Annotated in this window: 14 protein-coding genes; 12 read left to right on the top strand and 2 right to left on the bottom strand. The window is 67.8% G+C overall.

Going from position 1 to position 17,338, the window contains the following annotated elements:
* Window positions 1-99 precede the first annotated feature (99 nt).
* The 8 genes from AC3WJI_RS19940 (at window position 100) to AC3WJI_RS19905 (ending at window position 8,294) form a co-directional block, all read left to right on the top strand.
* On the top strand, window positions 100-1,629 hold the full coding sequence (locus AC3WJI_RS19940) for a CoA-acylating methylmalonate-semialdehyde dehydrogenase (protein WP_492759045.1): 1,530 nt from the start codon (window positions 100-102) through the stop codon (window positions 1,627-1,629).
* A 4-nt stretch (window positions 1,630-1,633) separates the two neighbouring features.
* Window positions 1,634-2,554 (top strand): polysaccharide deacetylase family protein, encoded by a 921-nt coding sequence (locus tag AC3WJI_RS19935; protein ID WP_492759044.1) that lies wholly within the window; start codon window positions 1,634-1,636, stop codon window positions 2,552-2,554.
* The gene (locus AC3WJI_RS19930) at window positions 2,551-3,696 is read left to right on the top strand and encodes an acyl-CoA dehydrogenase family protein (RefSeq protein WP_492759043.1); all 1,146 of its coding nucleotides are present in this window, start codon (window positions 2,551-2,553) and stop codon (window positions 3,694-3,696) included. Before AC3WJI_RS19935 ends, AC3WJI_RS19930 begins: the two co-directional genes overlap by 4 nt.
* A complete protein-coding gene (locus AC3WJI_RS19925) occupies window positions 3,693-4,736 on the top strand; it encodes an enoyl-CoA hydratase/isomerase family protein (RefSeq protein ID WP_492759042.1) in 1,044 nt (347 codons plus the stop codon). The genes AC3WJI_RS19930 and AC3WJI_RS19925 overlap by 4 nt, the downstream gene beginning before the upstream one ends.
* Window positions 4,737-4,748: 12 nt before the next feature.
* Window positions 4,749-5,522 (top strand): enoyl-CoA hydratase, encoded by a 774-nt coding sequence (locus AC3WJI_RS19920; RefSeq protein WP_492759041.1) that lies wholly within the window; start codon window positions 4,749-4,751, stop codon window positions 5,520-5,522.
* A 140-nt stretch (window positions 5,523-5,662) separates the two neighbouring features.
* Window positions 5,663-6,541 carry a 3-hydroxyisobutyrate dehydrogenase gene (gene mmsB, locus AC3WJI_RS19915; RefSeq protein ID WP_492759040.1) on the top strand — a complete coding sequence of 293 codons (879 nt, stop codon included), beginning with the start codon at window positions 5,663-5,665 and terminating at the stop codon, window positions 6,539-6,541.
* 155 nt (window positions 6,542-6,696) lie between these two features.
* Complete coding sequence (locus AC3WJI_RS19910) at window positions 6,697-7,287, top strand: outer membrane protein (protein WP_492759039.1); 591 nt, start codon at window positions 6,697-6,699, stop codon at window positions 7,285-7,287.
* An 83-nt stretch (window positions 7,288-7,370) separates the two neighbouring features.
* Window positions 7,371-8,294, top strand: coding sequence for a right-handed parallel beta-helix repeat-containing protein (locus AC3WJI_RS19905; RefSeq protein WP_492759038.1), 924 nt, complete (start codon window positions 7,371-7,373; stop codon window positions 8,292-8,294).
* Between the two features lie 151 nt (window positions 8,295-8,445).
* Here the strand turns inward: AC3WJI_RS19905 and AC3WJI_RS19900 are convergent, their stop codons facing one another.
* A complete protein-coding gene (locus AC3WJI_RS19900; RefSeq protein WP_492759037.1) occupies window positions 8,446-10,071 on the bottom strand; it encodes an alkaline phosphatase family protein in 1,626 nt (541 codons plus the stop codon).
* 74 nt (window positions 10,072-10,145) lie between these two features.
* Here AC3WJI_RS19900 and AC3WJI_RS19895 point away from each other — a divergent pair, with 74 nt between their 5' ends.
* The 4 genes from AC3WJI_RS19895 to AC3WJI_RS19880 all read left to right on the top strand — a co-directional run bounded on the left by AC3WJI_RS19895 (window position 10,146) and on the right by AC3WJI_RS19880 (window position 16,009).
* Window positions 10,146-12,170, top strand: coding sequence for a protein-disulfide reductase DsbD family protein (locus AC3WJI_RS19895; RefSeq protein ID WP_492759036.1), 2,025 nt, complete (start codon window positions 10,146-10,148; stop codon window positions 12,168-12,170).
* Window positions 12,171-12,655: 485 nt separating this feature from the next.
* The gene (locus AC3WJI_RS19890; protein ID WP_492759035.1) at window positions 12,656-14,119 is read left to right on the top strand and encodes a circularly permuted type 2 ATP-grasp protein; all 1,464 of its coding nucleotides are present in this window, start codon (window positions 12,656-12,658) and stop codon (window positions 14,117-14,119) included.
* Window positions 14,120-14,276: 157 nt separating this feature from the next.
* Window positions 14,277-15,212, top strand: a complete 936-nt coding sequence (locus AC3WJI_RS19885) for an alpha-E domain-containing protein (protein ID WP_492759046.1) — start codon at window positions 14,277-14,279, stop codon at window positions 15,210-15,212.
* Entirely contained in the window at window positions 15,212-16,009 is a 798-nt protein-coding gene (locus tag AC3WJI_RS19880) for a transglutaminase family protein (protein WP_492759034.1), read from the top strand. The genes AC3WJI_RS19885 and AC3WJI_RS19880 overlap by 1 nt, the downstream gene beginning before the upstream one ends.
* Window positions 16,010-16,151: 142 nt before the next feature.
* On the opposite strand, the gene AC3WJI_RS19875 is transcribed toward AC3WJI_RS19880, so the two are convergent.
* Window positions 16,152-16,937: an arginyltransferase gene (locus AC3WJI_RS19875; RefSeq protein WP_492759033.1), complete on the bottom strand. Its 786-nt coding sequence runs from the start codon at window positions 16,935-16,937 to the stop codon at window positions 16,152-16,154.
* Window positions 16,938-17,338: the final 401 nt, after the last annotated feature.

The raw sequence follows: 17,338 nt of genomic DNA, 5'->3' as shown, positions 1-17,338 counted from the left end.
ACCCCCTACCCCTCCCTTGCAGGGAGGGGAGTCGATATGCCATTGCGCAATAAAATTACACGACGAGTCGGGCCGCGAGCGTCCGCCGCAGGAGAGTTTATGCGCACGATCGAGCATCTCATCGCAGGCCATGCAGGCGGCGGCGCGGCACGCACCGCCGACGTCTTCGACCCCAATACCGGGCAGGTCCAGGCCAAGGTGTCGCTCGGCGGCCAGGCCGAGCTCGACCGCGCCGTCGCCGCCGCGCAGGCCGCGCAGCCCGGCTGGGCCGCGACCAACCCGCAGCGCCGCGCCCGCGTCATGTTCCGCTTCAAGGAGCTGGTCGAGGCGAACATGGACGTCCTCGCCCACACCCTCTCCTCCGAGCATGGCAAGGTCATCGCCGATGCCAAGGGCGACATCCAGCGCGGGCTCGAGGTGATCGAGTTCGCCTGCGGCATCCCGCATGCGCTCAAGGGCGAATATACCCAAGGCGCCGGCCCCGGCATCGACGTCTATTCGATGCGCCAGCCGCTCGGCATCGGCGCGGGGATCACGCCGTTCAACTTCCCGGCGATGATCCCGATGTGGATGTTCGGGGTGGCGATCGCCTGCGGCAACGCCTTCATACTCAAGCCCTCCGAGCGCGATCCCTCGGTCCCCGTGCGCCTCGCCGAGCTGATGCGCGAGGCCGGCGCGCCCGAGGGGATCCTCCAGGTCGTGCACGGCGACAAGGAGATGGTCGACGCGATCCTTGACCATCCCGCCATCTCGGCAGTGAGCTTCGTCGGTTCGTCCGACATCGCGCATTATGTCTACCGCCGCGGCGTCGACGCCGGCAAGCGCGTCCAGGCGATGGGCGGCGCCAAGAACCACGGCATCGTGATGCCCGACGCCGATCTCGACCAGGTCGTCGCCGACCTGTCGGGCGCCGCGTTCGGCTCGGCGGGCGAGCGCTGCATGGCGCTCCCGGTGGTCGTGCCGGTCGGCGACAAGACCGCCGATGCGCTGCGCGAGAAGCTGCTTCCTGCGATTCGTTCGCTGCGCGTCGGCGTCTCTACTGATAATGATGCGCATTATGGCCCGGTGGTGAACGCCGCGCACAAGGCGCGGGTCGAGAACTGGATCCAGACCGGCGTCGACGAAGGCGCCGAATTGGTCGTCGACGGCCGCGGCTTCCAGCTGCAGGGGCACGAGCAGGGCTTCTTCATCGGCCCGTCGCTGTTCGACCGGGTCACGCCCGACATGCAGTCGTACAAGGAAGAGATTTTCGGCCCCGTCCTCCAGATCGTCCGCGCCCCCGATTTCGAGACCGCCGTCCGCCTCCCCAGCGAGCATCAGTACGGCAACGGCGTCGCGATCTTCACCCGCAACGGCCATGCCGCACGCGAGTTCGCCGCGCGGGTGAACGTGGGCATGGTCGGGATCAACGTGCCGATCCCGGTGCCGGTCGCCTATCACAGCTTCGGCGGCTGGAAGCGCTCGGCGTTCGGCGACATCAACCAGCACGGCATGGAAGGCGTCCGCTTCTGGACCAAGACCAAGACCGTCACCCAGCGCTGGCCCGACGGCTCGGCGCTGCCGAGCGGCAGCGAGGACGGCGGGCCGTCGCGCATCCAGGACGCGTTCGTCATCCCGACGATGGGGTGAGCCGGTGAAGCGCGTCCTGCTTCTGCTCTGTGCGCTGCTGATCGCGACACCGGCCGTCGCGCAGAAGCGGATCGCGCTGACGTTCGATGACGCCCCCCGCAGCGTCGGCGCGTTCTTCACCAAGCAGGAGCGCGCACGCCGGCTGATCGCCGCGCTCAAGAAGGCGCGCGTCACGCAGGCGGCGTTCTTCGTCAATCCTGGCAAGGTCGAGACGCCGGGCGATTTGGCATTGATCGATGGCTATGTCCGCGCCGGGCACGTCATCGCCGATCACAGCTTCAGCCACCTGCATCTCAACCAGTCGAGCGTCGCCGACTATCTCGCTGACGTGGACAAGGCCGAAGCCTGGCTCACGCCGCGCACCGGCTATCGCCCGTGGCTCCGCTATCCGTTTCTAGACGAGGGCGGCAAGGACAAGGCCAAGCGCGACGCCGTCCGCGCCGGGCTCGCCGCGCGCGGGCTGACAAACGGCTATGTCACCGCCGAGGGTTCGGACTGGAATATCGAGCAACTGACGGTCGCGGCGAAGAAGGCCGGCAAGACGATCGACAAGGCCGGCCTGCGCGATCTCTATGTCGAGACGCATGTCCAGGCCGCGGACTTCGCCGACGCGCTCATGGTCAGGACGATCGGCCGTTCGCCGCCGCACGTGATGCTGCTCCACGAGACCGACATCGCCGCGCTCTTCGTTGCCGACCTGGTCAAGACGTTGCGGGCGGACGGCTGGGAGATCGTCACCGCCGATGCAGCCTATGCCGACGCGCTCAGGACTGCGGCGCCCGACGTGTCCAGCGCCAACGGCACGCTCACCGAATTGCTGGCGTGGGAAAAGGGCCTCCCCGCCCCGCGCTGGTACGAACGCAACGACATCACGCTCGCCAACCGGCTGTTCGCCGAGCGAGTGCTGCACGAGAAAGCCCCATGACCAGTCAATTCGACCTTACCGACGAGCAGCTCCAGATCCAGGAGATGGCACGCCAGTTCACCGCCGACCGCATTACGCCGCATGCGGCGGAATGGGACGAGAAGCATATCTTCCCGCGCGAGACGATTCGCGCGGCGGCCGAACTCGGCTTCGGGTCGATCTACGTGTCGGAGGAGTCCGGGGGGATCGGGCTTGGACGGCTCGAATCGGCGCTGATCATGGAAGCGATGGCCTATGGCTGCCCGTCGACCAGCGCGTTCATCTCGATCCACAACATGGCCAGTTGGATGATCGACCGGTTCGGGTCGCAGGCGGTCAAGGACAAATATCTCCCCAGCCTGATCACGATGGACCGGCTGGCGAGCTATTGCCTGACCGAGCCGAGCTCGGGCTCGGACGCAGCGGCGCTCAAGACCCGCGCAGTGAAGGACGGGGGCGACTATATCGTAACCGGCACCAAGCAATTCATCTCGGGCGGCGGCGAGAACGAGGTGTACGTCACGATGGTCCGGACCGGCGAGGACGGCCCCAAGGGCATTTCTTGCCTCGTCATCGAAAAGGACATGCCGGGCGTCAGCTTCGGCGCGCAGGAGAAGAAGCTCGGCTGGCATTCGCAGCCGACCGCGCAGGTGATCCTAGAGGACGTCCGCGTGCCTGCCGAGAACGTCGTCGGGGGCGAAGGCGAAGGCTTCCGCATCGCGATGATGGGACTGGACGGCGGCCGGCTCAACATCGGTGCCTGCTCGCTTGGCGGCGCGCAGCGCTGCCTCGACGAGGCGATCCAGTACAGCAGGGACCGTCAGCAGTTCGGGCGGCCGATCGCCGATTTCCAGAACAGCCAGTTCACGCTTGCCGACATGGCAACCGAACTCGAGGCGGCGCGCGCCCTGCTTTATCTCGCCGCCGCCAAGGTCACTGCCAACGCGCCCGACAAGACCAAATTCGCCGCGATGGCGAAACGTCTGGCCACCGATACGGGTTCGAGCGTTGTCGACCGCGCGCTCCAGCTCCACGGGGGATATGGCTATTTGCAGGACTATCCGATCGAACGCTTCTGGCGCGACCTGCGCGTCCACTCGATCCTCGAAGGAACCAACCAAGTGATGCGAATGATCGTCGGCCGCGAGCTGACTAGGCAATGAGCGACGACGTCCTCACTTTCGCCGAAGGCCGCGCGGGCCGGATCCGGCTCAATCGGCCCAAGGCGCTGCATGCGCTCAACACCGGTATGTGCGCGGCGATGCTCGACGCGCTTACCGCGTGGCGCGCGGACACTGCGGTCGAGGCAGTGCTGATCGATCACGCCGAGGGTCGCGGCTTCTGCGCCGGGGGCGACATCCGAATGATCGCGACGAGCGGCGCCGGCGATGGCCAGGCCGCGCGCGACTTCTTCCGGATCGAGTATCAGCTCAACCACGCGCTGTTCACTTACGCCAAGCCGGTGATCGCCTTCATGGACGGGATCACGATGGGCGGCGGGGTCGGGATTTCGATGCCGGCGAAGTTCCGCGTCGCCACCGAGAATACTCGCTTCGCGATGCCCGAGACCGGGATCGGGCTGTTCCCCGATGTCGGCGGCGGCTGGTATCTCTCGCGGCTTCCCGGGCACCTCGGCGAATATATCGCGCTCACCGGGGCGCGGCTCAACGGCGCTGACTGTCTCGCCCTCTGTCTCGCGACGCACTATCTGCCCGCCGAGCGGATCGACGAGGCGAAGGTGGCGATCATTGCCCACGCAGGCGATGTCGCCGCCGTGCTGGAACGGCTTGGGGTCGCGCCGCAAGAAGCGAATATTACGTCACAAATCACTGATATCGATAGACTTTTCTCTGGAGATACGGTGGAGGAGATCGTCACGGCGCTTGCGGCCGATGACGGGCTCTGGGCGAAGGAGCAATTGGCGATCCTCGCCACCAAGTCGCCGCAGGCGATGAAGGTCTCGCTGCAGCTCGTGCGTCAGGGCCGTCACATGCCGAGCTTCGAGGACGAGATGCGGCAGGAATATGCCGTCGCCACGCGCGTGGTCCAGCGCCCCGATTTCGCCGAGGGCGTCCGCGCGGTGATCATCGACAAGGACGATGCGCCGCGCTGGCAGCCCGCCACTGTCGAGGCCGTCACCGATCACGTGATCGACCAGATCTTCGCGCCCTTGCCCGCCGACCAGGAATGGGCGCCCGCCTAACCGGAGGAATTGATGTCGTACGAAACCATCCTCGTCGAGCAGCGCGGCGCCGTCACGCTGATCACGCTCAACCGCCCACAGGCGCTCAATGCGCTGAACGGCCAGGTCCTGTCCGAACTGCTCGATGCTATGGCCGCGTACGACAAGGACGCATCGCGGGGCTGCGCGGTGATCACCGGCAGCGAGAAGGCGTTCGCGGCGGGTGCCGACATCAAGGAGATGCAGGCGCAGGGCTTTGCCGACATGTACGGGCACGACTTCTTCGCCGGCTGGGACACGTTCACCCGTACGCGCAAGCCGATCATCGCCGCGGTGGCGGGCTATGCGCTTGGCGGCGGCTGCGAACTGGCGATGATGTGCGACTTCATCCTCGCGGCGGATACGGCCAGGTTCGGTCAGCCCGAGATCAAGCTTGGCGTGTCGCCGGGCATGGGCGGGTCGCAGCGGCTGACCCGCGCGGTCGGCAAGGCCAAGGCGATGGAGATGTGCCTCACCGGGCGGATGATCGACGCGGTAGAGGCGGAGCGTGCAGGGCTGGTCGCGCGCATCGTCCCGACCGCCGAACTGGTCGACGATGCGGTGAAGACCGCGGCGGCGATCGCGGGCATGGCCCCGCTGGCGGTGCTGGCGAACAAGGAAATGGTCAACGCCGCGTATGAGTCGACATTGAGCCAGGGCGTCCAGTTCGAGCGGCGGCTGTTCCATGCGCTGTTCGGCACGACGGACCAGAAGGAAGGCATGACGGCGTTTGTCGAGAAACGTCCGGGGAATTGGACGGGGAAGTAGCCTCCGACCAGCGAGAAGCGCTCCCCTTCCGCTTGCGGGAGGGGTCGGGGGGCTGGCCGCTAATGCTGTACTCGGTGAGACACCTTCCCCTCCCCTAGCCCCTCCCGCAAGCGGGAGGGGAACATGTTGGAGATAATCGAATGGCACGCATCGCATTTATCGGGCTGGGCAATATGGGCGGCGGGATGGCCGCGAACCTTGCCAAAGCGGGCCATGACGTCCGCGCGTTCGATCTTTCCGCCGAGGCGCTCGACAAGGCGAAAAAGGCCGGCTGCCTCCCCGCTGACGACGCCAATGCGGCGATCGAGGGCGCCGAGGCGGTGATCACGATGCTCCCCGCCGGCCGCCATGTCGAAGCCGTCTATACCGACAGCGTCCTGCCCCATGCCGATGCCGGGGCGATCCTGATCGACTGCTCGACGATCGACGTCGCCACCGCGCGCCGCGTCGCCGACGCCGCCGCCGCACACGGCCTTGCCGCGGTCGATGCCCCGGTCTCGGGCGGAATCGCCGCGGCCAATGCCGGCAGCCTCACCTTCATGGTCGGCGGCAGCGAGGCGGCATTCAGCCGCGCCGAGCCGTTTTTGTCGGACATGGGCGAGGCGGTCATTCACGCAGGCGCCAGCGGCGCGGGCCAGGGCGTCAAGATCTGCAACAACATGATGCTCGGCGCGACGATGATCGCGACGTGCGAGAGCTTCGCGCTCGCCGAAAAGCTCGGGCTCGACCTGCAGAAGCTCTACGATGTCGCCTCGGTCAGCTCGGGGCAGAGCTGGTCGATCACCAGCTATTGCCCCGTCCCCGGCGTCGGTCCCGAGACGCCGGCCGACCGCAACTATCAAGGCGGGTTCGCCGCGGCGCTGATGCTCAAGGACCTGAAGCTCGCGCTCGAAGCCGCCGCCGGCGTCGACGCCGACACCCCGATGGCAGCGCGTGCAGAGGAGCTTTACGAACAATTCGCCAATGGCGACGGGGCGACGCTCGATTTCTCGGGGATCATCAAGATGCTTCGGGGGTAGGATCGATCTTCCCTCCCTGAAAGCAGGGAGGGGAGCCTAGCCCCTCCGAAACATTCCGCCGCATCGCGCAACGAAGCGAAATCCCGCCGAGACCCCTGCTCCGCATCTGGCTCCTGCGCCCGCACCCCCCGGGGCGCGCCAGTACAGGAGTATCCATGACCCGACTTCACATCATCGTCGTTGCCGCGGCGATGTTCGCGGGCAGCCCCGCGCTTGCGCAGGAGGCGACCGATTTCACCGGCGCGCGCGCCGAGGCCAGCGTGGGGCTCGACCAGTTGCGCTTCGACCTCGCCACGCTCGGCGGCGACGGCAAGGCCAAGCAGTCCGATCTCGGCTATGGCATCGCGATCGGCTATGACGCCGCGCTCGCCCCGAACCTCATCGCGGGCATCGAGGGCGGCGTGAACCTGTCCGACGTGCGCTACGCGACCGGCGACGCTACCGACGGCAGCGAGTTGCGCAAGCGCCGCGAACTCACGCTCGCCGGGCGGATCGGCACGCCGATCACGCCCAGCGCCCTGCTCTACGGCAAGGTCGGCTATGCCAACCTCCAGCTGCGCGAGGACCAGACCGTCGCCGGCGTCACCGCCAGCACCAAGGACAATCTCGACGGCGTGCTCGTCGGCGCGGGCGTGGAAGTGAAGCTGACCCCCAGCGCCTATTGGAAGAGCGAGTATCGCTACACCGATTACGCCAGCGGCGTGTCTTCGAACAAGGTCACCACCGGTATCGGCATCCGGTTCTAGGGCCGGAGGAGGAGCCGGTCGCCCGCCGGCTCCTCCAAATCGGGATTAACCCGAACTTTGCACCTTGCGCGCATAACCGCTTCATGCGCGCAACGATCCTGCTCCTCGCCCTCGCCGCTCCTGCCGCCGCGCAGGAGCCTTCCGCACCCTTCGTCGTCGCCGAGACCGGCCAGGGCTATGCCACGATCGGCGATGCCGTGAACGCGATCCGCGACGACACCGCGACGATCCTGATCGCGCCCGGCACCTATCGCCAGTGCGTGATCCAGGCGGGCGGCAAGATCACCTTCAAGGCGCGTCAGCCGGGCACGGTGATCTTCGAGCGCGAGGCGTGCGAGGGCAAGGCGGCCTTCGTGCTGCGCGGCCGCGGCTCGGCGGTCGACGGCATCATCTTCCGCAACTTTTCGGTCCCCGACGGCAACGGCGCGGGCATCCGCATCGAGATGGGCGACCTGACCGTCACCAATTCGATGTTCCTCGACAGCCAGGAAGGCATTCTTGGCGGCGGGCACGAGACGGTGCGGCGGATCAGCATCGATCATTCGACCTTTTCGGGGCTCGGCCAGTGCGAGACCCCGAGCTGCAGCCATTCGATCTACCTCGTCGTCGACGGCGACGTCTCGGTCACGCGGTCGCGCTTCGAGCGCGGCACCGGCGGGCATTACGTCAAGCTTCGCGCGCGGCGGGTCAACGTCACCGATTCGAGCTTCGACGACAGCGCGGGCAGCAAGACCAACTATATGATCGACCTGTCCGAAGGCGGTACCGGGCTGATCGCGCGCAACACCTTCGTCCAGGGCAAGAGCAAGGACAATCATTCGGGGCTGATCGTCGTCGCGGCGGAGGGCCGGACCTATCCGTCTGCCGGTCTGCGCGTCGAGGACAACACCGCCAGCATGGCGCCCGGCGCCCCGCCCAACCCTGCCTTCGTCGCGGATTTGAGCGGCTCGACGATCGAGCTCAGCAACAACCGGCTCACGGGCATGCGCGCCTTCGAGCGGCGCTGACTCCTTCTCCCCCTGTGGGAGAAGGAAGGGGCCCGCTCGATGAAATCGAGTGGGAAGGATGAGGGGGACGTCGCCTGCTACGACTCCCCCTCACCCTTCCGCCGATTTCATCGGCTCCCTCCCTCTCCCACAAGGGGAGAGGGAAAGAGCTCTATCTGCAAGTGCTCCCCGCGCCTGCATCGAGATCGAGGCAGCGGCCGTCGATCTGCACGGGGACCGGCACATGGATCAGCGACGCCAGGGTCGGCGCGATGTCGACGGTCTCGACCGACAACGGCTGCTCGAACCCGGTCATGCCCTTGCGCCAGAACAGGATCGGCACGCGCCGGTCATAATCCCAGAAGCTGCCATGCGTCGCGACATAGCCCACGCCGGGCGCGGCGATCGGCGTCACGCGCGGCTTGAGCGCGATGACGAGGTCGCCCGAGCGCGACGGCTCGTAGGACTGGCGCGCGCGTTCGAGCAGGGTCCAGGTCTCGGGCGGCCCCTTGGGCGCGGCGGTCGCGGCGATCTGCGCGCGGGTCAGCACCGCCTGCACCTGCGGATGCGCCGAATAGAGCCGGATCGCCTCGGCCTGCGCCGCTACGCGCTGCGCCTTGGTCAGTTTCGGGTCGAAATAGACGTCCCCTGCCGGGCCGCCGACGAGGACCGGGCCGACAATGCCGAGCTTCGCAGCGATCTGCTTGCCGATCGCGCTCGATGCCAGCGCGGGATCGACGCGCGCGGCCATCGGCGCGGCATGGTCGCGATTGCGCTCGGGCAGGTCGTGCCCGCCATGATCGGCGGTGAGCGTCACCGCATAATCGACGCCGGTCTTGTCGAGCACCGCAAACAATTTGCCGAGCGCCTGATCGAGCGCCTGGAGCTGGAGGCACATCTCGCTGCCTTCGGTCCCGAGGCTGTGGCCGACATAGTCGGTCGCCGAGGCGCCGAGGATCAGCAAGTCGGTATGCGCGCCCTGGCCGAGCTTCATGTCGGTGGCGAGACCGGCGCCCAAAGCGAGGATCGCCTCGTCGAATTCGGGCGAGGCGCGAAAGGCGCGGACATCGCCCGCGGCGCGCGCGAAGCGGCCGTCGCCGACGGATAGAGTGGGCGTCACGGAAATGGCGCGGCTGTGCGCACGACACAGCGGAGACAATTCCATCGGCTCCTGCGCCTCGGCGAGGCGCTCGGTGACGCTGGCATTGACGCGGGTGACCATCGCCGGCGCGGCGCGGCCGGCATAAGAGACGAAGGCCTTGCCGCCCCACCACCAGAGCTCGTCGACCTTGTGCCCGCCCATCATCACCGCGGCGCGATCCTTGCCGGCGACCGAGACGACGCGCGACGCCGGATCGGCAAGCTTCATCCATTCGCCGAGCGTCGGCACCTTCAGATGCTTGTCCGAGACGGTGTAGCTCGTCGAATTGCTGCCGGGGACGCTCTCGTCCTCGGCGCAATAAACGGTCTTGTCTTCGCGCGGGGCAGTGAAGTCGGTCCAGTCGTTGGCGACGATCCCGGTGCGTGCCGGCCGCGCGCCGGTCAGGATCGTCGAATGGCCGGGGCAGGTCTCGGTCGCGGCGTGGCTCTGATAGCCCGAGGGGAACACCGCGCCCGACAGCAGCCGCGCAAAGCCCTCGCGGAAATGCGTGCGGTATTCGGCGAACAGGTCCGCGGAGAACTGGTCGACCGAGATCACCACCAGAAGCTTGGGCGGAGTCTGCGGGCTCGGCGCCTGCTGGGCGGCGGCGGGCGCGGCGGCGAGCAGCGCCAACGCTGCGAGAGGCACGAACTTCATTGCGGAGGCGACTCCAGTCGAGGAAATACGCTGCCAGCTATTGTCGATCGATCGATCCTGGGCAAGGACGGCGCATGGCGTGGTTTCGTTTCGTGCTGATGTCGTTGATCCTGCTGTTCGCAGGGGGCGTCGCGTCGGCGCAGCAATCGGCGGCGGATAGGGGTCCGCATGTCCGGATCGAACTGATCGCCGAGACCGATCGACCCGCGCCCGGCAGCGAGATCCTGCTCGCGCTCGCCTCTGCGCCCGCGCCCGGCTGGCATGCCTATTGGCAGAATCCCGGCGACGCGGGGCTGCCCGCGCGTGTCGCCTGGACCTTGCCCGCCGGCGCGAGCGCGGGACCGCTCCGCTATCCGGTGCCGCAACGGCTGACCATCGCCGGGCTGATGAACTATGTCTACGAGGCGCCGTTCGCGCCGCTGGCGACGCTGCGCGTGCCGGCGGAGGCGAAGCCCGGTGAGGCGCTGCCGATCGCGGTCAAGCTCGACTATCTCGTCTGCACCGACCAGGTCTGCGTTCCCGAAAAGGCCGCGCTCGCGACCACGCTGACGATCGGCGACGGCGGCGTTCCCGCCGATCGCCGAGCGCGCTTCGACGGCTGGCGCGCGGCCTTGCCCAAGCCGCTGGGCGTGCAGGCGCACTATCAGCGTGACGGCGCGGTCTTGCGGATGGGAGTCCCCTTCCCCGCTGCCGCAGCGCTTTCCGGAGAAGGCTATTTCTTTCCGCTGACCCAGAATGCGATCGACTATGCCGCGCCGCAGCGGGTGGTGCGCGAGGGCGACCGCGTGGTGGTCGAGGCGACGGCCAAGGCGCCGGCGGGCGCGGTCAGCGGCGTGCTCGCCTTCGGCAATCAGGGCTTCATCGTCGATGCGTTCCCCGGCACCGTGCCGCCGGCTGCGGCGAGCGGCGGCTGGCTGGGGGCGACGCTGCTCGCCTTTTTCGGCGCGGTGACCGGCGGGCTGATCCTCAATATCATGCCGTGCGTGTTCCCGATCCTCAGCCTCAAGGCGCTGAGCCTCGCCAAATCCAATCAGGCCGACGCCAAGCCGCGCGGTGAAGCCCTGGCCTATACCGCCGGGGTGATCGCGGTCTGCCTCGCGCTTGGCGGCGCGCTGCTGGCGATCCGCGCGGCGGGGGCGACGGTGGGCTGGGCGTTCCAGCTCCAGGACCCACGGATCATCCTGCTGCTGTTGCTGCTGATGACGGGGATCGCGCTCAACCTCGCCGGGCTGTTCGAAGTCAACGCACCGGGCTTCGTCAACCGCGCCGCTGCGCGCGGCCATGGTGGCGCCTTCGCCACCGGCGCGCTCGCCGCGTTCGTCGCGACGCCGTGCAGCGGTCCGTTCATGGCCTCGGCGCTCGGCGCGGCGCTGATCCTGCCCTGGCCCGCCGCGCTGGCGATCTTTGGCGGACTGGGGCTCGGCATCGCGCTCCCCTTCCTGCTGCTCGGCTTCATCCCCGCGCTGCGCCGCCGCCTGCCCAAGCCCGGCGCGTGGATGGCGCGGCTGCGGCGCATCCTGTCGATCCCGATGTTCCTGACCGCGCTCGCCTTGCTGTGGGTGCTGTGGCGCCAGGCAGGACAGCTCGGCCTGGTCCTCGGGCTCGGTGCCGCATTGCTCGTCGCGCTCGGGCTGTGGAGCGTCGGCACCCGCCAGCGCAAGGGCGCCAGCTTCGCCTGGCTGATCGCGCTGCCGGCGCTCGCGCTCGCATTGGCCCCCGCTTTCTTCGTTCGTCCGGTCACGCTCGAGCAGAAGTTCGCGCATGGCGAGCGCTTCAGCGAAGCGCGGCTCGCGGCGCTTCGCGCGCAGGGACGCCCGGTCTTCGCCTATTTCACCGCCGACTGGTGCCTGACCTGCAAGGTCAACGAAAAGGCAGTGATCGAGACCGGCCCGGTGATCGGCGCGCTCGCCAAAGGCAAGGTCGCGGTGCTGGTTGGCGACTGGACCAATGGCGATCCCGAGGTCGGCCGCTTCATCGAGCGGCACAACCGCGCCGGCGTGCCGCTCTATCTCTGGTACGCGCCGGGCAGCGCCGAGCCCGAGATACTTCCGCAGATCCTCAGTCAGTCGCTGCTGGTCGAGCACGCCAAGGCCCGCTGACGCCGCGGGTGCGCCGGATTCAAGGGCCGACTCGGCGCATCCATCGCCCGGAGCGGCAGCGCGAAGTTTAGAAAGTTGTGGGTCTGGCACGGGTTGTCGCCCCTTGCGCCTGTGAGGCGACAGGGTTGCGCCAGCTATCGACACCCACGCGACACGGACGCGCCAGCGGCGCGACGGCGAAGCGCCACGCATGCGCCACGCATGCGCCACGCATGCGCCACCCCCGCGGCGGCGAAGCGACGCGATACGGCGTTTGAGCGATTGGGCGGGAAGCCGAGCGATCATCGACCAGAATAAAGCAGCGCAAATCCTATTTTGGAAGGGGAGCAGTCCGGACGGAAGAGTCGTGCTGCGACGGGCTCAGCACGAACGGGGAAGGACGATGGTACCTCCTGCTCCCTCCGCTCCAATCGGTGCCCCTTGTGCAATGCAACAAAGCGTTGCAGCATGGAACTTGCGGGCCCTTCCCGCACTTGGGAGCTTCGATGGCATCACGCGGGGCGTTCGACGAGATCTGGGGGCATGGCGGGCCCGATGCACCGCGACCGGAATTCGCTGCGCTGTCGCAGTGGGTCGCCGATACCCCGACGTCCGAGCTTCAGCGCCGCCAGCAATCGGCCGAGGCCGCGTTTCGCCAGCTCGGCATCACCTTCGCAGTCTATGGTGAGAATGAAGCGGCCGAGCGGATCATCCCGTTCGATATCGTGCCCCGCGTCTTCCTCCAGCAGGAATGGGCGCGGCTGTGCGAGGGGCTGGTCCAGCGCACGCAGGCGATCAACGCGTTTCTCGAGGACATTTACGGCGAGCGCCGGATCCTCAAGGAAGGCCTGATCCCGCCCGAGCTGATCTATCGCAACGAGCAGTTCCGCCCCGAGGTCGCCGGCATCCGGCCGCCGCACGGGGTGTGGGCGCATATCTGTGGGATCGACCTGGTGCGCGTCGGCCCGGATGAATTCTACGTGCTCGAGGACAATGCCCGCACCCCCTCGGGCGTGTCGTACATGCTCGAGAATCGCGAGGCGATGCTGCGGCTGTGCCCCGAACTGTTCCGCGAGCTGCGCGTGGCGCCAGTCGACAGCTATCCCGACATGCTGCTCGAGACGATGCGCTCGGTCGCGCCGGGCAACAACCCGCATCCGGTGTGCGTCGTGCTCACCCCCGGCCACTTCAATTCGGCTTATTACGAGCACAGCTTCCTCGCCGATTCGATGGGGATCGAGCTGGTCGAGGCGGCGGACCTCGTCGTCGACGACGATTTCGTCTGGGTCCAGACGATCGCCGGACGCGTGAAGGTCGACGTGATCTACCGCCGGATCGACGACGACTTCCTCGACCCGCTGACCTTCCGGCCGGACTCGCTGCTCGGCGTGCCCGGGCTGATCGCCGCCTATCGCGCGGGCAATGTCGCGCTGATCAATGCGCCGGGCAACGGCATCGCCGACGACAAGGCGATCTACAGCTACATGCCGGAGATCGTGCGCTTCTATTCGGGCGGCGAGGCCAAGCTGCCCAATGTCGAGACCTTCCGCTGCCGCGAGCCGCAGGCGTTGAAATATGTGCTCGATCATCTCGACGAATTGGTGGTCAAGCTCGTCGACGGCTCGGGCGGCTATGGCATGCTCGTCGGGCCGACCGCGACCAAGGCGCAGATCGCCGACTTCCGCGCGGCGCTGATCGCCGAGCCGCATCGCTATATCGCGCAGCCGACCCTGGCCCTGTCGACCGTGCCGACGATGAGCGATGCGGGGCTGGCACCGCGCCATGTCGACTTCCGGCCGTTCGTGCTGACCGGGAGCGACGGGGTGCACGTGGTGCCGGGCGGCCTCACCCGGGTGGCGCTGCGCGAGGGCTCGCTGGTGGTCAATTCCAGCCAGGGCGGCGGGACCAAGGATAGCTTCGTGCTGCTGGAGGATGGGGCGCCGTCACAAGTGCAGAGACAGAGCCAGTGAAGGCGGGTGTTCGGATCCTCCCCGGCACGGGGAGGGGGACCAGCCGCAGGCTGGTGGAGGGGGCTCTCCACAAGCGAATCCATTTGGGGCACGCCCCCTCCACCACCGCCTTCGGCGGCGGCCCCCCTCCCCGTTCCGGGGAGGATCGTCCATGCTGATGCTCTCGCGCACCGCGGCGGCGCTGTATTGGCTCGGGCGCTATGTCGAGCGGGCCGACTTCATCGCGCGGCTGGTCGAGGCGACGGTGCGGCTCGACGCGCTCTCCGCGCGCCCCGCGGGCGAGGCGGCGTGGCAGAGCGCGCTGGCGGTCACCGATACCGACGCGGCCTTCGCCGCGACCGGGCAAGCCTATACCCAGGCGCATGTCGCGCGCTTCCTGACGCTCGATCCCAGCCATCCCGGCTCGATCGTCCGCTGCCTGGAGATGGCGCGCAACAATGCCCGGGCGGTGCGCACCGCGCTCACCCGCGAGGCGTGGACGGCGATCAACCGCGCCTGGTGGCTGTTCCAGAACCGTGCCTCGACCGGCGGCGCCACCGCAACGCTCAACCTGGTCGAGCAGGTCAAGGGCGAGACGCGCGGCTTCGAGGGATCGATCCACCGGATGATGCGCAACGAAGCGACCTGGCTGATCCAGCTCGGCGCGGCGATCGAGCGCGCCGACAACACCGCGCGGCTGGTCGACGTGAAATATCACCTGCTGCTGCCCGAAGGCGAAGCGGTGGGCGGCGTCGTCGATCGCGACCAATGGACGACGATCCTCCAGACCGTCTCGGCAGTGACCGCCTATCGCTGGCTGTACAGCGACGGGCTTCAGCCGGCGAACGTCATCGACCTGCTGATCAGCCGGTTCGAGCTGCCGCGCAGCCTCGCCGCCTGCGTCGAGGAAGCGGTGCAATTGCTCAGCCAGCTCGCGCGGCGCACCGGGCTCCAGGGCGAAGCCGACCGCATGGCGCGCGCACGGATGGCGCGGATGCAGAAGACGCGCACGTCGGAGGTGATCGTCAGCGGGCTCCACGAATATCTCGAGGCGTTCATCCACGAGAATGCCATGCTCGATGCCGCGGTAGCGCGGCAGTTCAGGTTCATCTGATGCGGATCACGATCGACCATCGCAGCCGCTATCGCTTCTCCGAGCCCCAGGCGCGGCTGGTGCAGATGCTGCGCCTGACCCCGTGCGACACGCGCGACCAGACCGTGGTGAGCTGGATGATCGGCGTCGATTGCGACGCCCGGATGCGCGACGCGACCGACGGCTTCGGCAATGCCGTGACGATGCTCTACGCCGAGGGACCGATCGAGGCGATCGACATCACGGTCACCGGCGAGGCGCTGACCAGCGACACCAACGGCGTCGTACTCGGCTCGATCGAGCCGCTGCCGCCGATGGTCTATCTGCGCAGCACCGCGCGCACGTCGCTGGGCGACGGACTGACGGACTTCGCCCGCGACCAGGTGGACGGCGCGAAGGACCCGCTCGATCGCCTGCACCGCCTCAACGCCGCGCTACGCGCGCGCTTCCCCCGCGTGCCAGACGCAATCGATACCGGCCTCACCGCGGCCGAGGCCTTTGCGGGCGGCAAGGCGACCTCGCGCGATGTCGCGCAGATGTTCATCGCCGCGGCGCGCGGGCTCGGCGTTCCGGCGCGCTATGTCTCCGGCTATCATATCGACGAGCGTGCCCAATCGGCGCCGCATGCCTGGGCGGAGGCACATGTCGAAGGGCTGGGCTGGGTCGGCTTCGATCCGGCGACCGGACTGTGCCCCGACGAAGGCTATGTCCGCGTCGCGGTAGGCCTGGACGCGCTCGGCGCCGCATCGATTGCGGGGACGCGGATCGGGCCAGGCGACGAAGAGCTCGACGTGGCGCTCAGGGTTTCCGAGGAATAGCGCCTGCCGATCGCACTGCTGTTCCCCGGCGAAGGCCGGGGCCCAGTTGCAATGCCGTCGAGAGGGCGAACCTCGCTAAACTAGTTCGCCGAAACTGGGCCCCGGCCTTCGCCGGGGAACAATTAGCGCAGTCCCAGCCGGGTCAGGCCAGTTCGTGCACGCGCGCCGGGACCGGCATCGAGGTGGCCATGTCCTCGTCGGTGAGCAGCGACCAGCCATTGGGGCCGAGCACTTCGATCGGCCGGTAGCGCGTCTTATAGGCCATCCGCTCGCTGCCCTTCACCCAATAGCCCAGATAGACATAGGGCAGCTTCGCCGCGCGGGCGCGCAGGATGTGGTCCATGATGATGAAGTTGCCGAGGCCGGGACGCGTCTCGCTGTCGGCCTCGAAGAAACTGTAGATCATCGACAGGCCGTCGGCCTGCTGGTCGGTGATGCACGCGCCGACCAGCCGGCCGCGCTCACCATCAATCGAGGGTTCGCGATATTCGATGACGTAGGAGCTGACCGGCGACTGCTCGACCATGTCGGCATAGTCACTCTCGTCCATCGCCGCCATGCCGCCGCCCGGATGGCGCGCGGTCAGATAGCGGTGAAGCAATTCGAACTGCTCGTCGGTCGCCCAGGGCTTGCACGCGGTGACTTCCAAGTCGCCGTGCCGCTTGAGCAGCTTGCGCTGGGTGGCGTTGGGGCGGAACTGATCGGCGACGACGCGGACCGACACGCAGGCGGTGCAGCCCGCGCAGCTCGGGCGGTACGCGACCGACTGGCTGCGGCGGAAGCCGATCCGGCCGAGCGCATCGTTGAGCTCACCGGCATGCTGGCCGGTCAGCTCGGTGAAGATCTTCCGCTCCTGCCGGCCCGGCAAATAGGGGCACGGGCTCGGGCTGGTCACGAAGAAGCGCGGAAAACGGGAAAGTGCAGTCACCGCTGAGTCGCCCTGTACGAGGCCCCATCTAGCCTCTCCACCCGACTATGGAGCGGCGAAAGCATGATGAAAAGCCGCTTTACCAAGAAAGAGAGTTAACGATTGGGCATGGGGCCGGCCTAGCGAAACCAACAGGTTGCAGCGTTCCGCGCTGGCACGCGGACGGGCGGCGTTAACCATGACGAGGGCGTCCGGGCACTCTGGACGATCGCTGCGCGCCAATATTATCGCTGCGCGCATGCCACGTAAATCCCGGCGGAACTCAACTCGGCGCGCCAGCGATTCGATTGGGCGAATGGACTGATGGGAAAGCCCCTCCCCTTCAGGCGCGGCAGGTCGCCCATGCCCCCGGCATGGGCCAAACAGCGCGGGGGCGCTGTTTACCTGACGCGGGGTTGGGG

It is taken from the genome of Sphingomonas sp. FW306-1B-B10E (assembly GCF_058782005.1).
Note: the sequence above shows the minus strand (reverse complement) of the source record. Positions and strands in the feature narration are given on the sequence as shown.

Bases quoted from the DNA above. Each gene is read 5' to 3' on its own strand.
- AC3WJI_RS19905 (WP_492759038.1), top strand. From the start codon at position 7,371: ATGCGCGCAACGATCCTGCTCCTCGCCCTCGCCGCTCCTGCCGCCGCG.
- AC3WJI_RS19930 (WP_492759043.1), top strand. From the start codon at position 2,551: ATGACCAGTCAATTCGACCTTACCGACGAGCAGCTCCAGATCCAGGAG.
- AC3WJI_RS19925 (WP_492759042.1), top strand. From the start codon at position 3,693: ATGAGCGACGACGTCCTCACTTTCGCCGAAGGCCGCGCGGGCCGGATC.
- AC3WJI_RS19890 (WP_492759035.1), top strand. From the start codon at position 12,656: ATGGCATCACGCGGGGCGTTCGACGAGATCTGGGGGCATGGCGGGCCC.
- AC3WJI_RS19920 (WP_492759041.1), top strand. From the start codon at position 4,749: ATGTCGTACGAAACCATCCTCGTCGAGCAGCGCGGCGCCGTCACGCTG.
- AC3WJI_RS19880 (WP_492759034.1), top strand. From the start codon at position 15,212: ATGCGGATCACGATCGACCATCGCAGCCGCTATCGCTTCTCCGAGCCC.
- AC3WJI_RS19910 (WP_492759039.1), top strand. From the start codon at position 6,697: ATGACCCGACTTCACATCATCGTCGTTGCCGCGGCGATGTTCGCGGGC.
- AC3WJI_RS19900 (WP_492759037.1), bottom strand. From the start codon at position 10,071: ATGAAGTTCGTGCCTCTCGCAGCGTTGGCGCTGCTCGCCGCCGCGCCC.
- AC3WJI_RS19895 (WP_492759036.1), top strand. From the start codon at position 10,146: ATGGCGTGGTTTCGTTTCGTGCTGATGTCGTTGATCCTGCTGTTCGCA.
- AC3WJI_RS19940 (WP_492759045.1), top strand. From the start codon at position 100: ATGCGCACGATCGAGCATCTCATCGCAGGCCATGCAGGCGGCGGCGCG.
- mmsB (WP_492759040.1), top strand. From the start codon at position 5,663: ATGGCACGCATCGCATTTATCGGGCTGGGCAATATGGGCGGCGGGATG.
- AC3WJI_RS19885 (WP_492759046.1), top strand. From the start codon at position 14,277: ATGCTCTCGCGCACCGCGGCGGCGCTGTATTGGCTCGGGCGCTATGTC.